Genomic DNA, 21,263 nt, shown 5'->3' with positions numbered 1-21,263 from the left:
ACATACCCTGCGAATAGAAGTGTATTAAGCCTTCTTCTTGGCTGGCTTTTCAGCAGCTTTAGCTTCTGCAGCAGCAGCTTTTTTCTCAGCTGTTTTAGCAGCGCCATCACCGGAGGCCTTAGCAACAGCCTTGGTACCGAATTTCTGACGGAATTTCTCAACACGACCAGCGGTATCCATAATTTTCTGGGTACCAGTGTAGAAAGGGTGTGATTCAGACGAAGTCTCGATCTTGGCTAATGGATATTCATTGCCATCTTCCCACTTAATGGTTTCTTTAGTAGCCATTGTGGAGCGAGTCTTGAAGCTGAAGTTGTTGGAAACGTCTACAAAGACGATTTCACGATATTCGGGGTGAATGCCAGGTTTCATTATGAGTCCTATGAGCGGGTAGCCGTTTGAGCCAAATTGACTTAAATACTTTCCCAGGTTTTAAAAGCAGTAAAGGCGAAATTATGCCATGAAATCAACAACAAAGCGCGCTTTTGGGGTCCAAAAAGGGCTGAAACAGCCCCCTGGACCTCTAAATTAGCCTCCGCGACGCATTAGGTCGAAGAATTCGCCATTATTTTTGGTGGATTTGAGCTTATCTACGATGAAGTTCATCGCCTCAATATCGTCCATATCAGCCAGCAATTTACGCAATACCCAGATCTTCTGGAGGTTTTCAGCTTTAACCAGCAACTCTTCACGGCGGGTGCCAGACTTATTGAGGTTAATAGATGGGTAAACGCGACGCTCAGCCAAGCGACGCTCAAGGTGAACTTCCATATTGCCGGTACCTTTGAACTCTTCATAGATGAGGTCATCCATGCGGCTACCAGTTTCAATCAGAGCGGTAGCGATGATGGTCAATGAACCACCTTCTTCAATATTACGTGCGGCACCGAAGAAACGCTTAGGGCGTTGCAATGCATTTGCGTCCACACCACCAGAAAGTACTTTGCCTGATGAAGGAACAACCGTGTTGTATGCGCGAGCGAGACGAGTAATCGAGTCAAGCAAGATGATTACATCTTTGCCCATTTCCACTAAACGTTTTGCTTTTTCAATCACCATCTCGGCAACTTGAACGTGACGCACGGCTGGCTCATCAAAAGTAGAGGCAACGACTTCACCGCGAACGGAACGTTGCATTTCAGTAACTTCTTCAGGGCGCTCATCAACGAGCAATACGATCAAAATCGCTTCAGGATTGTTGGCTGCAATTGCATGTGCAATGTGCTGCATCATCACGGTCTTACCGGATTTCGGTGACGCTACGATCAAGCCACGTTGGCCGTAACCAATAGGGGAGATCATGTCGATAATGCGGCCAGTCAGATTCTCTTCTGCCTTGATATCACGCTCTAGGCTGATCACGCGATTTGGGTGCAAAGGCGTTAAGTTCTCGAACATGATGCGGTTCTTGAGGGCTTCTGGAGCCAAACCATTGATCTTGTCAACCTTTACCAATGCAAAGTAACGCTCACCATCTTTAGGCGTACGCACTTCACCTTCAACGCTGTCACCGGTGTGCAAGTTAAAGCGGCGGATCTGCGCGGGAGAAATGTAGATGTCATCTGGAGAAGCCATGTAAGAGGCTTCAGGTGAGCGCAAGAAACCAAAGCCATCAGGCAATACTTCCAAAGTGCCGTCGCCGAATACTGTTTCACCAGCCTTCGCACGCTTTTTCAGAATGGCAAACATCAATTCTTGTTTGCGCATCCGTTGTGTGTTTTCAATCTCCAAGCTAGCTGCCATTTCGAGCAGAGCGGATACGTGGAGGACTTTGAGTTCAGTTAATTGCATGTGGTTCTCGGGTGTAAATAAAAGGGGAAATCAGAATGGGATGAATTTGTTTTGAGGTATCGCTGCGCTGATCAAGATCACGCAGATGTGGAAAAACAGAATTTTTGGATATTTGCTAAAAGAAGGGGGAGGTAAATTGCTGGGAATTGGCGCTGTCTTTGATGAAGTCCTAGGAGCGCTGAACTACTGTTAAATGCAATACTACACTAAAAAACGAGCCTGACAAGTACGGTAAATCGGTAAAAACCACAGGCTCAGCGGGTGAACCTGTGGTCTGAGACTATTTACAGATGACTATCAATAAATGCAGTCAACTGAGATTTGGCCAAGGCGCCTACTTTTTGAGCAGCCACGGTGCCATTTTTGAAGAGGATCAGGGTAGGAATGCCGCGAATATTGAATTGGGCAGGTACGCCTTGGTTCTCATCAACGTTCATTTTTGCGATCTGTAGCTTGTCGCCGTATTCACCAGCGAGCTCTTCCAGGATCGGACCAATCATTTTGCAAGGACCACACCACTCAGCCCAGAAGTCGAGCAGAACAGGTTTATCGGACTTGAGGACGTCTTGTTCGAAAGAGGCGTCAGTTACATATTTAATGCCGGCACTCATGAAAATTCCTTATTTAGGCTTATTTAGTTATTGCGTTACAACGCTTATATTAGCAATAAGCGAAACATTCTGCTCAAAATAGATAAATACACACTTAATGCCTCAGTCTTTCCCAACCATTTCAGACCAAAAGCAGCCACATGCTTGGGCAATCACGCCTAATAGCCAAGCGCTTGCCCAATTGGCTAAAGGTATTTGGGATTGTGCAGTGCAAACGAATCAGCGCCCCTTGGTGGTGCTTAGTACCGCTGGACCTCTGGTTGGGGTCAGGGCGGCATTGGAGCAAAACCGACCTAAAGACTTGCCAAGCAGCATTGCTTTCTTACCGCAAGTCATCAGTTTTACGGATTGGCTAGAAGCAGCACCAGGCGCATGGAAGTTCCCAAAGAAGCAAAGCGATCTTGAGAGATGGTTATCGGTCTTTGTTAATTTGCGCAAACACAAAACATTGCAAGCATGGTTTAAGGCAGAAAGCGAAGCTGGTGCATGGGGATTGGCGCAAGCAGTGATTGACGCATGTGATTCATTGTCCGAAGTCGTTGTGCCGCAATTGCAGGGTGAGTTAAATAACTTGCTACAAACACGCGCCTTAGATACCGAAGCTTGGCTTAAAAAAGTAGAGCTTATTTTGGATCAGGCGATTGCCAAGGCTTATGTGGGGCTCTCGCGGAATGTTGTAGATGAAGAGTCTGCAGTACTACTCACTTTCTGGCGTTATCTAACCAGCATTGGTGATCCAGTCATACGCAAACATTTAGCAATGTCTGCACATTTGCAGTTGGCAAAGACCAATGCAGAAAATAAGTGTGACTCAGTGCGCCCATTTATCTGGGTCCAGACCGCAGATCCAAAGCCGGTAGATCAAGAATTAATCGATGCCTACTTAAAAGATTACGCCCACTTCGCACCAGTAGTGCGGGTAGATTTGGAGTGGAGCTCAGTAGCGCTATGGTCTGAAGCGCTTTGTGGGCTTGATGCGGAGGGTCATATTGCACCTGCAACCCTTGTAGAAGATTCTCAAGTGAGTGGCAATATTCAAGCCAATAGAAATGATGCTTGGCGCTTACTGGCAGCAAGACGCTTTGAGGAGTTGGCATGGGCTGCAACGAAATCGATTGAGTCTCATCTGATTGCCGGCAAGAAAAATATTGCTCTGGTTGCACAAGATCGTTTAGCAGCTCGAAGAGCACGAGCGCTGTTAAGTCGCTTGGGCGATGCTTTACGTATTCGAGATGAAACTGGTTGGAAGTTATCAACCACCAGAGCTGCAGCTGCATTTGATAGTTGGCTTGAAGTAGTGCGCGCTCCCAAAGAAGGGCCTAGTGCAAGCGCATTGTTAGAGTTTTTGCAAAACCCCTATTTTGATCTGGCGCATAGCCTCAATAAATCTCCCGAGGTATGCATTGGGCTGCTTGCTCAACTTGAAGAAATTTTGATTGCGAGTCAGGCTAAGTCTGGGTGGGAAACTTTTCTTATGTCGATTGAGCGAGCCAATAACCATGCGGCATCTCATGGTGGCTCACCCAACGAGCATTTAATCGACCTCATCAAGTTTGTAAGGCGCCTTCATGTCGCTTGGCAGTACTTATCTGTGGATTGTTCTAGCGCATACGAGCTGATGCAGAAAAACCTTATCGAGACAGGGATGGCAGGGCGCCTAGAGAGTGATGCTGCCGGCAAGCAACTGTTAGAAGTTCTTGATAGTTTTAATCTTAGCAGTGGTGTCTATAGCAATCTGAAGATGCGTCTACCGGAATGGCTAAGCTTGCTAAAAACTGTTATAGAAGAAGCAACTTATGAGGAAACTGGTAAAGAGGCGCAAGCAACTCTGAGTATCTTGCCTCTGAGTTCAACACGCTTACGTCAATTTGATGCGGTAGTGTTGGTCGGGTGCGATGAGCGGCAGCTACCAGCATTTTCTGAGCCCCCATTATTTTTCTCAGACACGCTTAATCGCTATCTCAAGTCTTCTACGGTTGCTGCTCAGTACGTACAGCAGGCTAGAGATCTCTCTCAGTTGCTAGTCTCTTGTAAGCAAGTAGACCTTCTATGGCAAAGTAAAAGTAAAAGTGGTGAACCGCTACGTCCATCGGCATGGATTCAGCGTTTACAGGCCCAATTAAAAGACTGGAAAGCGATAGAGGTAAAGCCAGAGACGTATGAAGGCAAATCTCAACCACTGCAAATGTCGGTGAGCGTGCCTGATAGAGATTTAGCGATCCCGGTAACAGTTTCGCCAAGTGCCTATAAGGCTTTGCGGGATTGTCCTTATCGCTATTACGTTAGCAGCTTATTGGGATTACGTAAGGCAAAAGAATTCGAAGAAGGCTTTGATGCCTCTCTTGCTGGCCAAACTTTGCATGCTTTGCTCAAAACCTTTTTTCAAGCGCTGAAAACTGAGGATGAAAAATCTCACTCATCCATTCATGATGGTCCAGATGGGCGCCGTCAGTGGATGATCGAGCGTTTAATGAAATGCTCGGAGAAAGAATTTGAACGTCTGATTGCTGGCGATGCAAGAGTGTTGGGTACGCTAAGAGATTGGCAAAAGCAAATCCCAAGTTTTGTGGATTGGCAAATTCAGAGAGAGGGCGAGGGCTGGCGTTATCACGATGCTGAGCTGACGGTTGGCTTTACATTGAGTTTGACTGATCCAGATGGCGTACAAAGAGATATTCGTATTGCAGGACGCGCTGATCGATTTGATATTCATCAATCCGATAGCGCTGTAGCAGCCGTTATTGACTATAAAAATCAAAAGATGAAAAAGATTGTGGATCGTGCCGACAATCTCTTGGATGATCCGCAGCTCTTAATTTATGCTCGAGCCGCCAGTGAAAACGCCGTTGCAGCCCATATTCCGGGGCGAATCGTAGGGCAAGCGGAGTGGGTAAGTCTCAAGGCGGATCTGGATAAAGGCGATGATAAAAACGTCCGGACCCATACAGTAGAAAATATGCCTGAACTAATGACTCAGTTTTCTGAGCAGATCACTCATGATTTAAATACCTTGTGGGCACGTAAGCCTATGCACGCATTTGCACCAGATAGCGTATGTCAATACTGTGAAGCTAGGGGTATTTGCAGGAAGGGGATGTGGTGAGCGAAGAGTTTAATTATTCCCTAGCCTGCAATCCAGAAAGATCTGTAATCGTTTCAGCTTGTGCTGGAAGTGGTAAGACTTGGTTATTGGTAGCTCGTATGATCAGGTTGTTGTTGGCAGGTGCAAAGCCGCAAGAGATCTTGGCGTTGACCTTTACGCGTAAAGCCGCACAAGAAATGCGTGATCGCCTCTATGGTTTATTGGAAGAGTTTTCCACTGCGGATGACGTAACGCTTGCACATGAATTGCAAATGAGAGGGCTAACTAAAGAAGAGGCTATTCAACTGTTGCCTCAGGCTAGAACTCTATATATCAAGGTGCTGTCTAGTCCGCAGGCTATTGTGATTGACACCTTTCATGGCTGGTTTGGGCGTCTGCTTGGCGCAGCCCCCATATCTGCAGAGGTGCAGCCTGGTTTTAATCTGCGAGAAGATGCTAAGCGCCTACAAGAAGAGTGCATGGGTGATTGGTGGGGCAATCTGCCAGAGGATTTAAAAAAACACTATGACGTATTGCTGGCAGAGTTTGGTGCGAGTGAAACTCAAAAGTTCCTAATGGGAAATTACAGCCTCTTTAAACAAAGAGGTGCTTGGACATTCTTTCAAGATGCTTGTATTGCTCAAAATATTCAGCCAGCAGATTGTTTGGAAAAGATCTTGCCCTACCTTGCCAAGAAAAATCCGCTTGAAGCATTTTGGCAGCGCCCTGGTACCAAGAGTGATCTAGAAGTGCTCTACAAGTGCTTCAGTAATGGAACGCCAACACAGATTGGTAAAGCAGAGTATCTAAAAAAAGTCATTGAGCATCATGATGCCAATGGCTCAGTAATGGATATTGCCAACGAGTTTCAAGCTTACTTTCTGACTCAGGCTCGCACTCCCTTAGCGGATATTGCAAAAACTTCAGCTCCTATGCTTAAGTATTTGGAAAAAATGGGTGGTGATCCTAGAGAGATTACGAAGATTCGCAATAGCTGGGTAGAGGCTTATGAGGCTTTATTTGCCTGGCAAAGTGAGCATCTGATTCATGATCTTAATGTCGCATGGTTTGCCATGAGTGCGGCGATGCTTGCCCATATGGAAAAATCCAAAGAGGCTATGCGCGTCCGTGACTTCGATGATTTGGAGATTGGTGTGAGCCAATTAATGGCTAGCTCAGCCAACGCTTCCTATCTGCAGGCTCGCTTGGATGCAAAGTACAAACATATTCTGATCGACGAGTTTCAGGATACCAATCCATTGCAGTGGCAAATCTTGCGCTCATGGTTAGATGGTTATAGCGACGATGGTTCAATGCCAAGTGTCTTTATTGTTGGCGATCCTAAGCAATCAATTTATCGTTTCCGTCGCGCTGATCCAAGACTATTTGATAGCGCTAGAGATTTTCTAGTGAGCAAACTCAATGCAGTCGCTTTATCGCAAAATACCACCCGCAGAAATGCTCCGGCTATTAATGATGCAGTGAATCAGGTGTTCTTGGCGGGTACTTTGCCGGAGAGTTATCAATATGCTAAACAATCTACAGCCTGGAAGCCTTTACAGCAGGGCATGCCTGCAGAAGTCTATGCGGTAGATGGAGAGACAAAATTATTACCCCTCATTGAGCGAGTGGAGAATGAGCAGCCAGAACGATATGGCTCAGCTTTTGATGTTGCGATTCGAGATTCTAGTCAAACCAGTGATGTGCAGCAGCGTTATGAAGAGGGTAGGCAAGTTAGTCGATTAATTCATCATGTGATAGCAACACGCCAAGTGATGGATAAAAAAGACGGCAAAGATTATTGGCGCCCTGCAAGAGCAAGTGACTTTATCTTGCTGGTGAAGCGTCGTAAATATTTGCCGCAGTTTGAAAGAGCTCTTCGTGAGGCGGGTTTGGCTTATGACAGTACTCGCCTAGGTGGCCTTCTCAATACATTAGAAATTGATGACCTCATTGCATTGCTGACAGTGTTGGTTTCTCCTCGCCATGATTTGCCATTGGCTCAGGTTCTGCGCAGTCCAATCTTTGGCTTTACCGAGAAGCAGATGCAAGAACTCAGTATGAGCATTAGCAGTAATGGCCAAGGCTATCGCTCCTGGTGGGATGCTTTGCAGGCTAGCCAAAATCCACAAACTCAGAAGGCGGCGCGGTATTTGGAGCATTGGCGTGGGCTAGGCGAGGTGTTACCAGTTCATGATTTGCTGGATTTGATTTATCACGAGAGTAATTTGCGAGTGAATTATGCTGTTGCCGCTCAAAATCTAGCGAGGGCGCAAGTCTTGGCAAATTTAGATGCTTTTCTGGAGCTCGCCTTAAATCAGGATGGCGGTCGCTATCCAAGCTTAAGTCGCTTCATTGATGAGATGAACGCAATGCGTCGTGGCGATGATGATGAAACGCCAGATGAGGGCGATGTTGAAGCTGAAGCAAATGAAGATATTGGTGAAGTGGATGAGCAAAGCGAGATGTCGGAGGAGGATCGTCATCAGCGCGTACGCTTAATGACAATACATGGATCTAAAGGCTTGGAGTCCCCCTTTGTCATCATGCTCGATGCAAATAATACGGAGTGGCGTGCACCGCATCGAGGCGTTCTTCTGGATTGGTCACCAGAGCATAAGAGTCCGACACATCTCTCTCTGTATACCTCCAAGACGCTCACCGGCGAGCGTAGCCTCATCTTCAAAAAAGAGAATGAAGTTAGTCAGAATGAAAATTGGAATCTCCTCTATGTTGCTATGACTAGAGCTAAGCAGGGCTTATGGCTTAGCGGCGCAGCTAGCAGTAGTAAGACCGGACTGAATGAGCGCTCTTGGTACGGTAGAGCTCTAACTGCAGGTGTTCCTCTGTTGGATATCAATGCTCCTGACCTTAAAGAAATACCTATGGAACGGCGCGATATGCAGTTAGAGCTTGGAAGTGCTCCATTTAAGATTGATCACTTTCAGATTGCATGGGATCAAGCTAAGAGCAATTATCAAGACTCGATTGCAAAGATTGAGAGTGGAGCTCGAGCGCAGGAGCTTGCAGAAAAAGTCTTGGACCAAGCAAAAGCAGAGCCTGACCCAGAAATCCTAGAGGAGGGTACAAACTTTCATAAGTTGCTTGAGTTCCTCACACCCGATTCTAGTAATGAAACAAAGCCACCTATGCCGACTGAGCAAGAGTTGATGAATTGGCTGGGTGTGGATGAGGATCATGCAAAAACACTACTGACTCATACCAAAACAGTCTTGGGCACTCCAGAACTCCAGCGCTATCTGACATCGGGTGAATGGGTTCAAGCGTGGAACGAGCTAGATATTGCCGGCGAAGACGGCAAGAGCTATCGCATGGATCGCCTGGTGGAGTTGGATGATCATTTAGCCATCATTGATTACAAGCTCACTATTCCAGATGTGGGTAGCGAGAAGTATGAAAAGTATCGCAAGCAGTTGCAGGGCTATCAGGCTGAACTAGCCAGAATTAGAAAAGACAAGGCAAATAAGGCCTACTTAATTTCATCCAAGGGCGAGATAGTTGAGTTGAAGTAAGTCATAAAGCACTATCATTTGGGCATGGAACGCTTCCCCATCATTATTGAACTTTTAGAGACTGCTCAGCCTTGGTTTTATCGGGCCAGTATTTATCTATCCAATGCCTTTGTGGATGACCCGGCGATATTGGCTTTTGCTTTTTGCTAAGAGCAAAACAGCTTTGAACGGCCACCTACGGGTGGTTTTTTATTGCCTAAATTTTGAGCAAATAGCCCCAAAACAACAAAAATAGCCCTGTTTTTGCAGTTTTTACATATACTGTATAAACATACAGTATATTAATGGCTATGACGCAAGTAATGAACCCCGCAAAAGTAACCTTAAGCCAGGCACCACAAGCCTTGGCGGGGCATTTTGCTGCCTATGAGCTTAAGCTCCTAAGTCACCGGATTTCAGCTGGATTCCCTAGTCCAGCAGCAGATTACGCTGAGGATGGCCTGGATTTGAATCATTACCTCGTTCAGAACAAGCCAGCCACCTTTATGTTCACCGTGAAGGGGGATTCCATGCTGGGCGCAGGCATTTGTGATGGCGACAAGGTTGTTGTTGATAAGGCGCTCAAGCCAAAACACAAAGACATCGTTGTAGCAGTCGTTAACGGCGAGTACACCATCAAGCGCCTTTATCAGCTGCGCGGCCGTGTTGAGCTGCAACCAGAAAACCCCAATTACCAACCCATCACCTTTAACGAGGGTAGTGAGTTGCAGATCTGGGGTGTAGTTGTTGGAGTGGTGCGCAAGTACAGCAATGCCAGTACTAGATACAGCAAAGAGGGCAAGTGAGATGAATCCCTATTCACAAACTACATCAAGCTCATCAAATTCGCTCTTCGCACTCGTAGATGTAAATAATTTCTATGTTTCTTGCGAGCGCGTATTCCAGCCTAAGCTAGAAGATGTGCCGATGGTGGTGCTCTCGAATAACGATGGCTGTGCTGTAGCGCGTAGTGCTGAAGTTAAAGCCCTTGGCGTGAAGATGGGCACACCTTGGTTTCAGATGAAGGATCTTGCCAAGAAGCATGGCATCCTGGCTCAATCATCTAACTACACGCTCTATGGTGATATGAGTAGCCGGGTAGTTCAGGTACTCAGAACATTTACACCAAATTTAGAGGTCTACAGTATCGATGAGAGCTTCTTGCAAATCGAAACTGTCCTCAAGCAATACCAAGACACCATTGAGTTAGGTCAGAAGATCAAAGGACAGGTTAAAGACACTACCGGCTTACCGGTTTGTGTAGGTATTGGTGCCAGCAAGACTTTAGCTAAGCTAGCCAATCACTTGGCCAAAAAGCACAAGCAGTTCGCTGGTGTATGCGATGTCAATGCGATGGCCAAAGAAGAGCTCTATCAGTGGATGAGTGAAACTGAAGTGGGTGAGGTTTGGGGTGTTGGTAAGCAGATTGCCAAAAAACTCAAAGCTCAGAATATTCAAAGCGTATTTGATCTCTTGCAAGCCTCACCGCAAGCCATGCGTCAGCAGTTTGGTGTGGTGATGGAGCGTCTTTGCTATGAACTACGTGGCACATCTTGTCTGCAGTTAGAAGAAGTGGCGCCAGCCAAACAACAAATCATTGCCTCACGTAGCTTTGGTAAACCTGTAACTAGCCAGGCTGAGATTACGCAGTCGGTTGCTACCCATGTAGCCCGTGCAGCTGAAAAGCTCAGAGTACAAAACAGCACTACGGGCGCGCTCACCGTGTTTATTCAGACTAATCCATTTAAACAAAATGAGCCACAGCATCACCAAAGCATCACGATTCCACTAGCAGACCCAACAGATAACACGTTGACATTAACAAACGCAGCGTTAGCGGGCCTCAAGCAAATCTATCAAGGAAATTTTCGCTACAAAAAGGCGGGCGTCATCCTCAATCTGATTAGTGACAAGCCCACAGCCCAGCAATCTTTGTTTGACGACATCGAAACTAAAGGTAAATCTGCTCACCTCATGAAAGCAGTAGATGAGATCAATACGCGCTTTGGTAATGCGGCCATTAGATCTGCGGCCTCAGGAACTAATAGCGCTAAAGAAGAGTGGCAGATGAGGTCAAGCAATAGATCGCCGAACTACACCACACGCTGGGATGAGCTCCCAGTAGCTAGATAAAGAATTCAGTAACAAATCAATTCATCAGTAAATAACACATAACAACGCATAAAGGAGAAGCAAATGAACACAATCAGCAATTTAATGAATAACTTTAACGGCATCTCATTGGCAGCGATCATGATTCTGTCATATTGCGCAGTGTTGAAAAACACAAAGCGTCATGATGTTGAAACAAAGCAGATCTTTAATCGTAAGTATCAGTAAAGAATATTGCGGTAGCAGTAGGTAGAGAAAAAGCAGCAGGCAGAGGGGGAATAAGGAAATCACGGATTCCTTATTCCCTATTGCATCTCAGGGGTGGGTCGATAATTCCCCTAAGGTTGTTAAGTCTTTTATACCCCTAAAAAGTGGTTAAGATTTACACATGAACCAAAACAAAGAAACTTTCTTAGATAAAAAATTACGTCCATTGCCACGCTGGATATTTATGTCTCGCTGGCTACAGGCGCCACTCTATCTAGGTTTAATTGTTGCCCAGGGCGTGTATGTTTGGCAGTTCTGGATAGAGTTAGTTCATCTCATTACCATGATGGCCGATAAGTCGATGACTGAAACTGCCTTAATGTTGGTGGTTTTAGGATTGATCGACGTCGTCATGATCTCTAATTTGTTGGTCATGGTTATTGTTGGCGGCTGGGAAACATTTGTCTCGCGCCTAGAGCTGGAGAATCACCCTGATCAACCTGAATGGCTCTCTCATGTAAATGCAGGAGTGCTCAAGGTAAAGCTCGCAACTGCCATTATTGGTATTTCATCAATTCATTTGCTCAAGACGTTTATCAATGCGGCATCCTATGATGAAAAAACCTTGATGTGGCAAACCTTGATCCACATTACCTTTGTTCTATCGGCTGTGGCGATTGCCTATACCGAAAAAATAGTGACGGCAGCTCATAAGCCACACTAATAGCGATAAGGATGCGCGCTATTTAGCTTCTAAGGCTTTGCGCAGATATTCCGAGACATTATCTTGACGCAACATCCATTGCTTATAGTCAGTAGGCATTTGGCTAATCAACTCACCTTTGTGTTTGCCATAGGGCATTACCTTCGGAATGCGAGCTTTCTCAGACATTTCCCAAAAAGCATCCAAAGAGACGGGATGAAGCTTATTAATGATTTGCCCAACAATCTTTGAGCAAATCCACACATCAGCTAATGCGCTATGGGCATTGCGTAACTGATCTCTAGCCGAACTCCGCTCAAAGTGATAGAGGAGGGCGCTCTGAGTATGGCTATCGAGTTCAGGCCAAAGACTACGCGCGAGTGCCAAGGTGCAGATACGCTTCACTTCTGGTTTGCCAATGGCAACCCAATCAAAATCAATATTGTGACCAATTAAATATTTGGTACCAGCTGGCAATCGGAAGGAGCTGCTTGCAGGGCAATTGACTAAATCTTCATCCATGATGTGGTGTGTAGCAAGAGCGCCCAAGCTAATCGGTTTACCTGGGTTGTAGCGCTGAACCCAGGGGTTACCCACTTCAAATGGATTTAAGGAAGTGACATCTAATGAAGCAGCTTCAATAATGACAGCATCATTCTTATCGGTTGCTTCTACGTCGAAAATAATGGCTTGGGGCATAAGGGCTTTGGTGAGTTGTATAGATCTATTGTGCCTTGAATTATCTGAGAGCATTCCCGGCATGACTTAGTAGACTCAAAATTTATTACTGCTTGTAGACCAAGAAATTGGCTCGCATACTAATCTATAGCTAAAGGCCATATCTGATGAAGGAGCCAACATTGTGAGCTATTCCTGTGGTGATTGAGCTCCTTTTTACCAAAACAGCACAAAGAGCTCGTCTGAAAATACAAGATTTATTCTAAAATCCATAAATGAAATGGATATTAATCTCAATACTAAGTTTTGTATGTCTGCAAGCCTTTGCGCAAGACAGCAATAACCCATTTAATATTCAAATCAATATCAAACCAGCAAACGGTCGTTTTCACATCAATGCGAATTACTCTGTTCCGATTGCACCATGCAATGCATATGCTTTTTTGACAGACTATGAAGCCTCTAAAAATATTGCCGGCGTAGTCGACTTAAAAATTCTTTCTAGGTCTGCTAACAAGGTTCGTGTGAGTAGGGTTTTAGAGGAAGATATCCTCTTTTTTCATATTGAGCTTAAAACGGTAGTTGAATACACGGAAGTGCCTTATCGCCTTTTAAACTTTGAACAGGTAAGTGGCGATGCCAAGTACTATAAGGGTTCCTGGAGGGTAATGCCCGATAAGGATAAGGCAATTATTAAATACGATGCAGTGGTGGAGCTCGATTCTGTGGTGCCAATGGTGGTGATTGAGTACTTCATGAAAAACAATTTGTATGAGCGACTTGAGTCTATGGCTCAAAAGGCAGCCCAATACAAGCCTTCAGTAGTTCTCGCCTGTAAATAAAAAACAGTATTCACGAAATCAATGTCTTGGTGTATCGTTTATTCCATTAAGCCAAAGGAATTCCCATGAGATCATTATTAGCAATCATTCTGACATCGATCATTTCACTTGCGTATGGTCAGCAAAAAACTACCATCATTCAAACAGATCAGGTGCAGCAGGCGGTTGCTCGTGGCGCAATTATTTGGGATGTGCGTGATGAGAAGAGCTACCTAGAAGGCCATATACCAGGGGCAATCAATATTGGCGAGATCGGCAGTACTCTGCGCGACCCCAATAAAGAAGATTACATTCCCACGGAGCAAATTCAGAAGCTTTTCAACAATGCTGGCTTAGACGTCAATAAAGATATTGTGGTCTATGGAGCACGTGGCAATCCTTACACCTATTTTGGCTTGTACACCGTTAACTATTTTGGCGGGAAGAATGCGCAGGTCTACCACGATGGTATTGATGGTTGGAAGCAGGCGGGGTTGCCAATTCAAAAAGAACGCCAAACTTTGCCTCCGGTATCAGTAGCACTCATCGCACAACCTCAATTGGTGGTGACAAATGAAGAGATGCTCAAGATTGCCCAATCTAAATCAGTTCAGATTATTGACGCTAGAACTCCTGATGAATATTCCGGTAAGGATGTGCGTACGATTCGGGGCGGGCATATACCAAATGCCATTAACATTCCCTATGAAGACAATTGGCAGGATCCAGCAACTGCTATCAAGTTAAGTAAGAAGCAGGTTGCCGATAACTCAGGTATGACGCTGAAGAATCAAACAGATCTTAAGCAGTTGTATGCCAAGCTTGATCCTGATAAAGAAACTGTTGTCTATTGTCAAAGCGGTGTTAGGGCAGCTGAAACTGCTACCGTACTGAAGACCTTAGGCTTTAAGAAAGTCAAAGTGTATGACTCCTCATGGTTAGGTTGGGGCAATAATCTCAAAGCGCCAGTAGCGGATGAAACCTTCTTAAATGTTGGCGCTCTGAATGCGAAGATGGCTGCGATGCAAAATAAAATCAATCAGCTTGAAGAAGCGCTCAAGAATAAAAATAACTAATTTAGTTGTTCCAGCGATGGCTGATATATAGTTACCAATGATTCTTGAGTCTGATTTGAGTGTTTGGCGCTCATTCAGATTCAATTAATCATAAGCAAAAAATTTGGCTAGTTGCATGCTTTCTTACGATCATTTCACCCCTAATTCCTACCTATTGCTCCCTAAAGTCTCTACGCTGAATCCATCTATATAGAGGAGGATTCAGTTTGCAAGTATCTGTTGAATGCACTCATAAGACATTACGTCTCTTTAAGATCCAGTTAGACGCAAGAACTGTCCTAGTTTTGCTCATTATTTGGATGATTTGGGGAATTTTCAGGATTCTGAAAATCTTCTAGGTGATTGGATTGTTTTGCATGGTTATTCAGCTAGAATTTCCTGAGATAACAGTCTACATAAAGGGATTTACATGAAACATTCATGGACTAGGCAAATTCTTGCTGCTTCAGTTTCTGCCACGTTAGCGTTTACACCATTAATCAGCAATGCTTGTACTAGCTTCATGCTAAAGGGTAGCGATGGTGGTTCTGTATATGGTCGAACCCTTGAATTTGGGATGCCACTAAAGTCCGAGCTTATTACGATTCCAAAGAACTACGCATTAAAGGGAATTGGTACTGATGGTCAATATGGTTCTGGTCGTAGCTGGACTACTAAATATGCTGTCGCTGGAATGAATCCATTGGGTCTGCCAGAGTTAGTTGATGGCATGAATGAAAAAGGTTTGATGGGTGGCGTACTCAATCTTCCGAATAGCGCTCAATACCAAGCAGTTTCTCCTGCTGAATCTGCCAATAGCATTAACTCAGTTCAAGTGCTTACTTATGCACTATCTAATTTTGCAACTGTGGATGAGATTAAGGTGGGCTTACAGCAGATTAAAGTTAATGGCGCCAAGCTTGCAATCTATGGAAATGCCACCCCACTAGTGCATTACACCTTCCATGATGCCAATGGCAAAAGCATCGTAGTGGAGTACGTTAAAGGCCAATTGACGATTTTTGATAATCCAACAACCGTCATGACTAATGATCCACCGTTTGAGTACCACCTGCGTGATATTGGTAACTATGTCAATCTTTCTAATGTTGAGAAGCCACAAATGAAAATTCGTGGTGCGACTTTCGATGCGCCTAGCTCAGGTACTGGCTTACATGGAATGCCCGGTGATTTCTTGAGCACCAGTCGTTTTATTCGTGCATTGTTTTTATCTAACTCAGTACCAACCGGTTTTACAACTGCGCAAATGGGTGATGCTGCTTGGCATATCCTAGGAAGCTTTGATATTCCACCGGGATCAGTAACATTGCCTGCAAGCAATCCTTACGGTGGTGGTCTTGGTGGTTACGAAGTAACCGAATGGAGCGTCGTGGCCAATAATAAGAATATGACCTATAGCGTCAAGATGTATGAAAACACCAATATCTATGTATTTGACTTTAAGAAGTTAGACGTCAACGCCAAAGAGATTAAGTCAGTGAAGCTAAATCAACCGAAATTAACGTTTCCGGTTAACTGAAATAGGGTGGATGAGCCAAACCCCCGGCACTGGCAGAAATTGGGTTTGGCTGCTTCGTTCCCGACCTGACCAGGTTATCCAACCCACCATGCGGGGAGGCCCATCCAATTCCATTTTAGCTTGTTAGAATGTAAGACATGACAGCATTGGCATTGGCCCGTTCGTGGCGCCCCAAAACCTTCTCTGAATTAGTTGGCCAAGACCATGTGGTTAAGGCGCTAACCCATGCTCTAGACCAAGGTCGTCTGCATCACGCTTGGCTATTTACGGGTACCCGTGGAGTAGGCAAGACCACCATTGCCCGAATTATGGCGAAAGCCCTCAATTGCACGGGATCCGATGGATCCGGCAAGATGACTTCAGAGCCATGCGGAAAGTGTCCAGCTTGCATGGAAATCGATGCCGGTCGCTTTGTTGACTATATCGAGATGGATGCTGCAAGTAATCGTGGTGTTGATGATATTGCTGCCCTGCTAGAAAAGGCAGCTTACGCACCAAGCAATGGTCGTTATAAGGTTTACATGATTGACGAGGTGCACATGCTCACCAATCATGCTTTTAATGCCATGCTTAAAACTTTGGAAGAACCTCCAGAGCACGTCAAATTTATTTTGGCTACAACCGATCCACAAAAGATCCCAGTAACCATTTTGTCTCGTTGTTTGCAGTTCAATCTCAAGCAAATGCCAGTACCGCTGATCGTTGAGCATTTGGAGAAAGTACTCGCCTCAGAAAAAGTCGAATACGAAGTCAACGCCTTACGTGTCTTAGCTAAGGCGGCCCAAGGCTCTATGCGTGATGCCTTATCGCTCACAGACCAAGCGATTGCTTACGCCGCCGGCAAAGTGACTGAAGAATCTGTGCGCGGCATGCTCGGCACATTGGATGATGCTTATCTCATTCGTATTCTCGATTGCTTAATTGCTAAAGATGGCGCAAGCCTGCTCGCAGTCGCGAATGAAATGGGTGAGCGCAGCATGTCTTTCTCATTAGCATTGCAAGATCTCTCAAGCTTGTTGCAAAAGATTGCAGCAGCGCAAGTTGTCCCTGAATCTGTATTGGATGATTGGCCAGAAGCAGGCGAGATTCGACGCTTGGCAGGTCAGTTAACAAAAGAAGAAGCACAACTCTTCTACCAAATTACGATTACTAGTCGCCCAGATTTATCACTTGCGCCAGATGAGCAAACCGGCTTTGCCATGACGCTCTTGCGCATGTTGGCGTTTCGTCCGGGCAATGGTGGAAGCGGTAGTTCATCTCCAGCACCCTCGGCCCCACCAGCAAATACTGCTCGCCCAGCACCTGCTGTACCAGCGGCCAGAACAGCTGCTCCTGCTCCGGCGGCAAAAGCTGCCTCTACAGCTCCAGCACCAGCTCCAGCACCGTCAACTGCTACTTCAGCCCCCGTTGCTGCTGCAGGCAACTCAGCCGAGCGCCCTGATTGGCATGCATTGATGCGTCAGCTGCCAGTAAAAGGCTTAGTGCAGCAGTTAGCATTTCAGACGGAGTTACAAGATTGGAATGACTCAGCGGCTGGAGTGCGTGCAACGATTGTGACGCCAATGCCTCAGCTTGCTTCAGAAGCATCTGTTGGTCGTTTATGTGATGCACTGACTGCACACTTTGGTAAGCCAGTGAAGATCGTGATTGAGAAGGGTGAGGTAGAAGGCAAGACTGTTGCTAAGGTTGATGCCCAGATTCATCAAGAGAAAAGAATGAACGCTGAGCAAATGATTGCAGCCGATCCTTTTATTCAGCAATTAGAAAAAGAGTTTGGTGCCAAGGTAGTTGGCGGCTCTGTTAAACCACTCTGAATAAAAAACCAAATTTAATTTTCACTCTATAAATGAGTCATTAAGGAAAAGAAGCGATGATGAAAGGTGGACTTGCTGGCCTCATGAAACAGGCTCAGCAGATGCAAGAGAAGATGAAGACTGCGCAAGCCGAACTGGCTGCTTTAGAAGTGACTGGCCAAGCGGCTGGTGGCTTAGTTAAGGTAACCATCTCTGGCAAATACGAACTGAAGCGTGTACAGATTGATCCGGGTGCAATGGACGATCGTGAGATGTTGGAAGACCTCATCGTGACTGCCTATACAGAAGCATTTAAGCAAGTAGAGGCCGCTAGTGCGCAGATGATGTCTGGCGCCACTGCTGGTATGCCAATGCCTCCTGGCTTCAAGTTGCCTTTCTAACTTAATTAATAGTTGAATTCTTAATGGCACGCATAGAGGCACCTCAAGACGCACTCGGTCGGTTGATCGAGGCTTTGCGCGTGCTTCCTGGAGTAGGTCCAAAGTCTGCTCAGCGCATGGCGTTCTACCTACTGCAGCATGATCGCAATGGCGCAGCTGTACTAGCTCAGTCATTAGGCGAAGCGGTTGAAACGGTAGGGCACTGTGCTCGTTGCAATACATTTTCAGAAACACAGATTTGCAGCACTTGCTCTGATGAGCGTCGTGACCCATCACTTCTTTGCATTGTGGAAACGCCAGCTGATCAAGTGATGGTGGAGCAGACCCTCAGTTTCAAAGGCAATTACTTTGTATTGATGGGACGCCTCTCACCACTCGATGGCATGGGTCCAAATGAAATCGGCTTTGATCGCCTACTCAATCGTATTGAGACTCCTGATACCGGTGTACCCATTCGTGAGGTGGTCTTGGCCACCAACTTCACCAGTGAGGGCGAAGCAACTGCCCATTACATTGGTGAGGTTCTCAAATCTAAAGGCATCAAGGTGACTCGCATTGCGCGCGGCATTCCGGTGGGTGGTGAGCTCGAGTATGTTGACGCTGGCACGCTAGCTCGTGCCTTAATGGACCGACGATAGTCATTTACCGCCTATTGTCCAAAGTCCTAAAAGGTTGCAATTTGCAACCTTTCGTGTTAAATTGACACTCATTCGATGGAGGATCAATTATGTCTATAGCCATTAAGTTATCCGATCTTTTGGTGGAAGATGCTAAGCCTTATGCACAGGCGATGCATAGATCTATTCCGAAGCAAATAGAATATTGGGCTCGCTTAGGTAAGGTTGCGGAGGAGAATCCCGATCTCCCGATCCATATGCTCCAGGATATGTTGGTCAGCATTGAGGAGGTAAAAGCCGGCAATCTCAACCCGTATAAATTCGGATGATCGTATCCACAACCCCTAGATTCGATAGGGCAATTAAGAAAATATCACCTGCTGAAAAAAAGACCCTTGATGGAGCAGTGAAGAGAATCATGGCTGAGCCATTTAAAGGCGAGGCAAAAAAAGGTGATCTATCGGGTATTCAGGTAATTAAATTTAGACATCTGAAGCAACAGATGCTGTTGGCATATTCAGTAAGCCTCGATGGTGCTCAGCTAGTATTGATGGGTTATGGAGTTCATGAAAATTTCTATCGTGATTTAAAGCGCTAGGCATTAAATCTTGCATTATTAGTAGTGATGTGTGGCCCATTTTTCACATTGCCGTCATAAAGACTAGGTAAATTGCCTCTTTTTGGGGATAATTTGGACTGCACCACCCTTGGGCTTCAATTCCAAGCTGTGTTTGCCTCGTTTTTCCCATCGGCATGTTGCTAATGCATAGCACTGGCATCCCAACTAGAAATTGTGAATGACCCGCAAGATTTATCTACTCCTCCTGTTGAGCATGATCTGCACGTTTTTCGGAGCAACTGCATTTGCGCAGAAGGCAGGATCTGGCTCGGATCAAATTGCAAGTTTTGCATCACCTATTGATGGTTTGCCTACCGAAGGAACGCTTTTTGGTTTGCCCGTAAATGTTCATGGCCAAACAACTTATATCAATCAGCGTTACAACAACTTCACTTCTAGCTACTCTGGGGCAAATAGTCTGTCCTCATTGAAGTCGATGAGCTATACCTGGTCAGGAACTTTGTTCTTAGGTGCGCGCTTAGCCCCAAATACGGATGTGTACTTCAATCCAGAGGTGGTATCTGGCGTGCCATTTTCAGATCTCTCTGGTTTGGGTGGATTTACAAACGGTGAGGCTACTAAAGCAAATGGTGCACAGGCCAAGTTTTATTCAGTACGTGCATTCCTGCGTCAAACGATTAATCAAGAGGGTGAGAAAGTTGTGCTTGAAAATGAAGCCAATCAAATCACGCAAACTGTTAGCAGTAATCGTGTAGTGGTCACTGCTGGACAGTTTTCTACTTTAGATATTTTTGATGATAGTCGTTATGCAAAAGACCCCCGTATTCAGTTCATGAACTGGGGCAACATGACCTATCTAGCCTATGACTACGCGGCAGACGCGCGCGGCTATAGTACTGGCTTGGCGGGTGAATGGTATCTCAGTAATTGGGTCATGAGAGCCTCTCGCATGCTTGCTCCAAAGAACCCTAATGGCCGTGATTTAAATTGGCAAATATTTAATACTTATGGTGATCAAATTGAAGTGGAGCGCCAACATCACATTGCTGACTTACCAGGTAAGGTGAGTGTGCTTGCTTATCGCAACAAAATGATCTTAGCGCGCTTTCAGGATGCAACAAATTATGTTGTTGCTAATAACGCGCAAGGTACACAGGCAATTAATAATGTGCGCGCCAATTACCAATACAAAACCGGTGTTGGTATTAATGGCGAACAAGCATTAACAAAAGACTTGGGTATCTATGGCCGCGCTTTTACTTCTGATGGCCACACTGAAACGATGTCGTTTACTGAAGCAGATAACTCGCTATCAGTAGGTATGGGTTTAAATGGTACAAGTTGGAGTCGCCCTAAAGATACGGTTGGTATATCGATGATGCAAAACGGTTTATCTAGCTATCGCAAGAGCTATTTGCAAGCTGGTGGCGTGTCTTACTTTATTGGTGACTATGCCGGCCCTGGTCAGACGATTTCTTATCGTCCGGAGCGAATCGGGGAGGTGTATTACAACGCCACTGTTATCAAGAATGTCTTGGCGGGTTTGAACTTCCAGCACATTAATAACCCAGCCTATAACGCTGCTCGTGGGCCAGTGAATATCCTGTCTTTTAGGATTCATGCCGAGTTTTAAGGGGTTTGCTGACTTTAGTGATAATTTTTATCTTTAAAATCAATGGGATAGAGAACCCAAATAATTCGACTTTTGACTTTTGTCCCCTATAATCCTTAAAACCCCCTTAAATGGGCTTGGATTAGAT

20 protein-coding genes and 1 other RNA gene are annotated in these 21,263 nt (G+C 45.5%); 16 read left to right on the top strand and 5 right to left on the bottom strand.

The genetic code is table 11. The features are described from left to right. Positions 1 to 24: 24 nt before the first annotated feature. The 3 genes from ICN19_RS01170 to trxA form a co-directional block, all read right to left on the bottom strand. On the bottom strand, positions 25 to 372 hold the full coding sequence (locus ICN19_RS01170; protein ID WP_068321059.1) for a type B 50S ribosomal protein L31: 348 nt from the start codon (positions 370 to 372) through the stop codon (positions 25 to 27). 156 nt (positions 373 to 528) lie between these two features. Beyond that, positions 529 to 1,791, bottom strand: coding sequence for a transcription termination factor Rho (gene rho, locus ICN19_RS01165; RefSeq protein ID WP_011903147.1), 1,263 nt, complete (start codon positions 1,789 to 1,791; stop codon positions 529 to 531). Positions 1,792 to 2,075: 284 nt separating this feature from the next. Beyond that, positions 2,076 to 2,402 (bottom strand): thioredoxin TrxA, encoded by a 327-nt coding sequence (trxA, locus tag ICN19_RS01160; RefSeq protein ID WP_068321063.1) that lies wholly within the window; start codon positions 2,400 to 2,402, stop codon positions 2,076 to 2,078. A 97-nt stretch (positions 2,403 to 2,499) separates the two neighbouring features. Here trxA and ICN19_RS01155 point away from each other — a divergent pair, with 97 nt between their 5' ends. The 7 genes from ICN19_RS01155 to ICN19_RS01130 all read left to right on the top strand — a co-directional run bounded on the left by ICN19_RS01155 (position 2,500) and on the right by ICN19_RS01130 (position 12,039). After that, complete coding sequence (locus tag ICN19_RS01155) at positions 2,500 to 5,505, top strand: PD-(D/E)XK nuclease family protein (protein ID WP_216245054.1); 3,006 nt, start codon at positions 2,500 to 2,502, stop codon at positions 5,503 to 5,505. Then, a complete protein-coding gene (locus ICN19_RS01150; RefSeq protein WP_370625102.1) occupies positions 5,502 to 9,017 on the top strand; it encodes a UvrD-helicase domain-containing protein in 3,516 nt (1,171 codons plus the stop codon). Before ICN19_RS01155 ends, ICN19_RS01150 begins: the two co-directional genes overlap by 4 nt. A gap of 24 nt (positions 9,018 to 9,041) precedes the next feature. Beyond that, positions 9,042 to 9,167, top strand: a complete 126-nt coding sequence (locus ICN19_RS10175) for a hypothetical protein (protein WP_255536895.1) — start codon at positions 9,042 to 9,044, stop codon at positions 9,165 to 9,167. Between the two features lie 152 nt (positions 9,168 to 9,319). Continuing rightward, on the top strand, positions 9,320 to 9,802 hold the full coding sequence (locus ICN19_RS01145; RefSeq protein ID WP_216245050.1) for a LexA family transcriptional regulator: 483 nt from the start codon (positions 9,320 to 9,322) through the stop codon (positions 9,800 to 9,802). Continuing rightward, positions 9,768 to 11,129, top strand: coding sequence for a Y-family DNA polymerase (locus ICN19_RS01140; RefSeq protein ID WP_255536894.1), 1,362 nt, complete (start codon positions 9,768 to 9,770; stop codon positions 11,127 to 11,129). Before ICN19_RS01145 ends, ICN19_RS01140 begins: the two co-directional genes overlap by 35 nt. A 63-nt stretch (positions 11,130 to 11,192) precedes the next feature. Continuing rightward, positions 11,193 to 11,336: a hypothetical protein gene (locus ICN19_RS01135; protein ID WP_216245048.1), complete on the top strand. Its 144-nt coding sequence runs from the start codon at positions 11,193 to 11,195 to the stop codon at positions 11,334 to 11,336. Between the two features lie 160 nt (positions 11,337 to 11,496). Further along, positions 11,497 to 12,039 (top strand): TIGR00645 family protein, encoded by a 543-nt coding sequence (locus ICN19_RS01130; RefSeq protein WP_216245046.1) that lies wholly within the window; start codon positions 11,497 to 11,499, stop codon positions 12,037 to 12,039. Between the two features lie 18 nt (positions 12,040 to 12,057). Here the strand turns inward: ICN19_RS01130 and ICN19_RS01125 are convergent, their stop codons facing one another. Beyond that, a complete protein-coding gene (locus ICN19_RS01125) occupies positions 12,058 to 12,717 on the bottom strand; it encodes a putative quorum-sensing-regulated virulence factor (protein WP_216245044.1) in 660 nt (219 codons plus the stop codon). Positions 12,718 to 12,971: 254 nt separating this feature from the next. Here ICN19_RS01125 and ICN19_RS01120 point away from each other — a divergent pair, with 254 nt between their 5' ends. From ICN19_RS01120 to ICN19_RS01110, 3 genes are all read left to right on the top strand, one after another. Beyond that, a complete protein-coding gene (locus tag ICN19_RS01120; protein WP_216245035.1) occupies positions 12,972 to 13,538 on the top strand; it encodes an SRPBCC family protein in 567 nt (188 codons plus the stop codon). A gap of 65 nt (positions 13,539 to 13,603) precedes the next feature. After that, entirely contained in the window at positions 13,604 to 14,593 is a 990-nt protein-coding gene (locus ICN19_RS01115; protein ID WP_216245033.1) for a sulfurtransferase, read from the top strand. A 409-nt stretch (positions 14,594 to 15,002) separates the two neighbouring features. Further along, positions 15,003 to 16,112, top strand: coding sequence for a linear amide C-N hydrolase (locus ICN19_RS01110; protein ID WP_216245027.1), 1,110 nt, complete (start codon positions 15,003 to 15,005; stop codon positions 16,110 to 16,112). 6 nt (positions 16,113 to 16,118) lie between these two features. Here the strand turns inward: ICN19_RS01110 and ffs are convergent. Beyond that, positions 16,119 to 16,217: signal recognition particle sRNA small type (gene ffs, locus ICN19_RS01105), an RNA gene on the bottom strand. Between the two features lie 32 nt (positions 16,218 to 16,249). Between ffs and dnaX the strand changes: the two genes are divergently transcribed. From dnaX to ICN19_RS01075, 6 genes are all read left to right on the top strand, one after another. After that, positions 16,250 to 17,926 (top strand): DNA polymerase III subunit gamma/tau, encoded by a 1,677-nt coding sequence (gene dnaX, locus ICN19_RS01100; RefSeq protein WP_216245025.1) that lies wholly within the window; start codon positions 16,250 to 16,252, stop codon positions 17,924 to 17,926. Between the two features lie 56 nt (positions 17,927 to 17,982). After that, positions 17,983 to 18,306, top strand: a complete 324-nt coding sequence (locus ICN19_RS01095) for a YbaB/EbfC family nucleoid-associated protein (protein WP_072582156.1) — start codon at positions 17,983 to 17,985, stop codon at positions 18,304 to 18,306. A gap of 23 nt (positions 18,307 to 18,329) precedes the next feature. Beyond that, positions 18,330 to 18,944, top strand: coding sequence for a recombination mediator RecR (recR, locus tag ICN19_RS01090; RefSeq protein WP_215349117.1), 615 nt, complete (start codon positions 18,330 to 18,332; stop codon positions 18,942 to 18,944). Between the two features lie 89 nt (positions 18,945 to 19,033). Beyond that, a complete protein-coding gene (locus tag ICN19_RS01085) occupies positions 19,034 to 19,252 on the top strand; it encodes a ParD-like family protein (protein WP_216245023.1) in 219 nt (72 codons plus the stop codon). Next, on the top strand, positions 19,249 to 19,521 hold the full coding sequence (locus ICN19_RS01080) for a type II toxin-antitoxin system RelE/ParE family toxin (RefSeq protein ID WP_216245021.1): 273 nt from the start codon (positions 19,249 to 19,251) through the stop codon (positions 19,519 to 19,521). Before ICN19_RS01085 ends, ICN19_RS01080 begins: the two co-directional genes overlap by 4 nt. Before the next feature lie 199 nt (positions 19,522 to 19,720). Continuing rightward, positions 19,721 to 21,136 carry a carbohydrate porin gene (locus ICN19_RS01075; protein WP_216245019.1) on the top strand — a complete coding sequence of 472 codons (1,416 nt, stop codon included), beginning with the start codon at positions 19,721 to 19,723 and terminating at the stop codon, positions 21,134 to 21,136. The last annotated feature ends 127 nt before the right edge of the window (positions 21,137 to 21,263 follow it).

Source organism: Polynucleobacter sp. AP-Capit-er-40B-B4, from assembly GCF_018882245.1.
GTDB lineage: Bacteria > Pseudomonadota > Gammaproteobacteria > Burkholderiales > Burkholderiaceae > Polynucleobacter.
This window is presented reverse-complemented; position numbering and strand designations above follow the sequence as displayed.

Coding starts and splice junctions, on each gene's coding strand:
- ICN19_RS01125 (WP_216245044.1), bottom strand. CDS start 12,717: ATGCCCCAAGCCATTATTTTCGACGTAGAAGCAACCGATAAGAATGAT.
- ICN19_RS01075 (WP_216245019.1), top strand. CDS start 19,721: ATGACCCGCAAGATTTATCTACTCCTCCTGTTGAGCATGATCTGCACG.
- ICN19_RS01085 (WP_216245023.1), top strand. CDS start 19,034: ATGTCTATAGCCATTAAGTTATCCGATCTTTTGGTGGAAGATGCTAAG.
- ICN19_RS01145 (WP_216245050.1), top strand. CDS start 9,320: ATGAACCCCGCAAAAGTAACCTTAAGCCAGGCACCACAAGCCTTGGCG.
- ICN19_RS10175 (WP_255536895.1), top strand. CDS start 9,042: ATGGAACGCTTCCCCATCATTATTGAACTTTTAGAGACTGCTCAGCCT.
- ICN19_RS01135 (WP_216245048.1), top strand. CDS start 11,193: ATGAACACAATCAGCAATTTAATGAATAACTTTAACGGCATCTCATTG.
- ICN19_RS01140 (WP_255536894.1), top strand. CDS start 9,768: ATGCCAGTACTAGATACAGCAAAGAGGGCAAGTGAGATGAATCCCTAT.
- recR (WP_215349117.1), top strand. CDS start 18,330: ATGGCACGCATAGAGGCACCTCAAGACGCACTCGGTCGGTTGATCGAG.
- ICN19_RS01080 (WP_216245021.1), top strand. CDS start 19,249: ATGATCGTATCCACAACCCCTAGATTCGATAGGGCAATTAAGAAAATA.
- dnaX (WP_216245025.1), top strand. CDS start 16,250: ATGACAGCATTGGCATTGGCCCGTTCGTGGCGCCCCAAAACCTTCTCT.
- ICN19_RS01170 (WP_068321059.1), bottom strand. CDS start 372: ATGAAACCTGGCATTCACCCCGAATATCGTGAAATCGTCTTTGTAGAC.
- ICN19_RS01115 (WP_216245033.1), top strand. CDS start 13,604: ATGAGATCATTATTAGCAATCATTCTGACATCGATCATTTCACTTGCG.
- ICN19_RS01155 (WP_216245054.1), top strand. CDS start 2,500: ATGCCTCAGTCTTTCCCAACCATTTCAGACCAAAAGCAGCCACATGCT.
- trxA (WP_068321063.1), bottom strand. CDS start 2,402: ATGAGTGCCGGCATTAAATATGTAACTGACGCCTCTTTCGAACAAGAC.
- rho (WP_011903147.1), bottom strand. CDS start 1,791: ATGCAATTAACTGAACTCAAAGTCCTCCACGTATCCGCTCTGCTCGAA.
- ICN19_RS01120 (WP_216245035.1), top strand. CDS start 12,972: ATGAAATGGATATTAATCTCAATACTAAGTTTTGTATGTCTGCAAGCC.
- ICN19_RS01110 (WP_216245027.1), top strand. CDS start 15,003: ATGAAACATTCATGGACTAGGCAAATTCTTGCTGCTTCAGTTTCTGCC.
- ICN19_RS01130 (WP_216245046.1), top strand. CDS start 11,497: ATGAACCAAAACAAAGAAACTTTCTTAGATAAAAAATTACGTCCATTG.
- ICN19_RS01095 (WP_072582156.1), top strand. CDS start 17,983: ATGATGAAAGGTGGACTTGCTGGCCTCATGAAACAGGCTCAGCAGATG.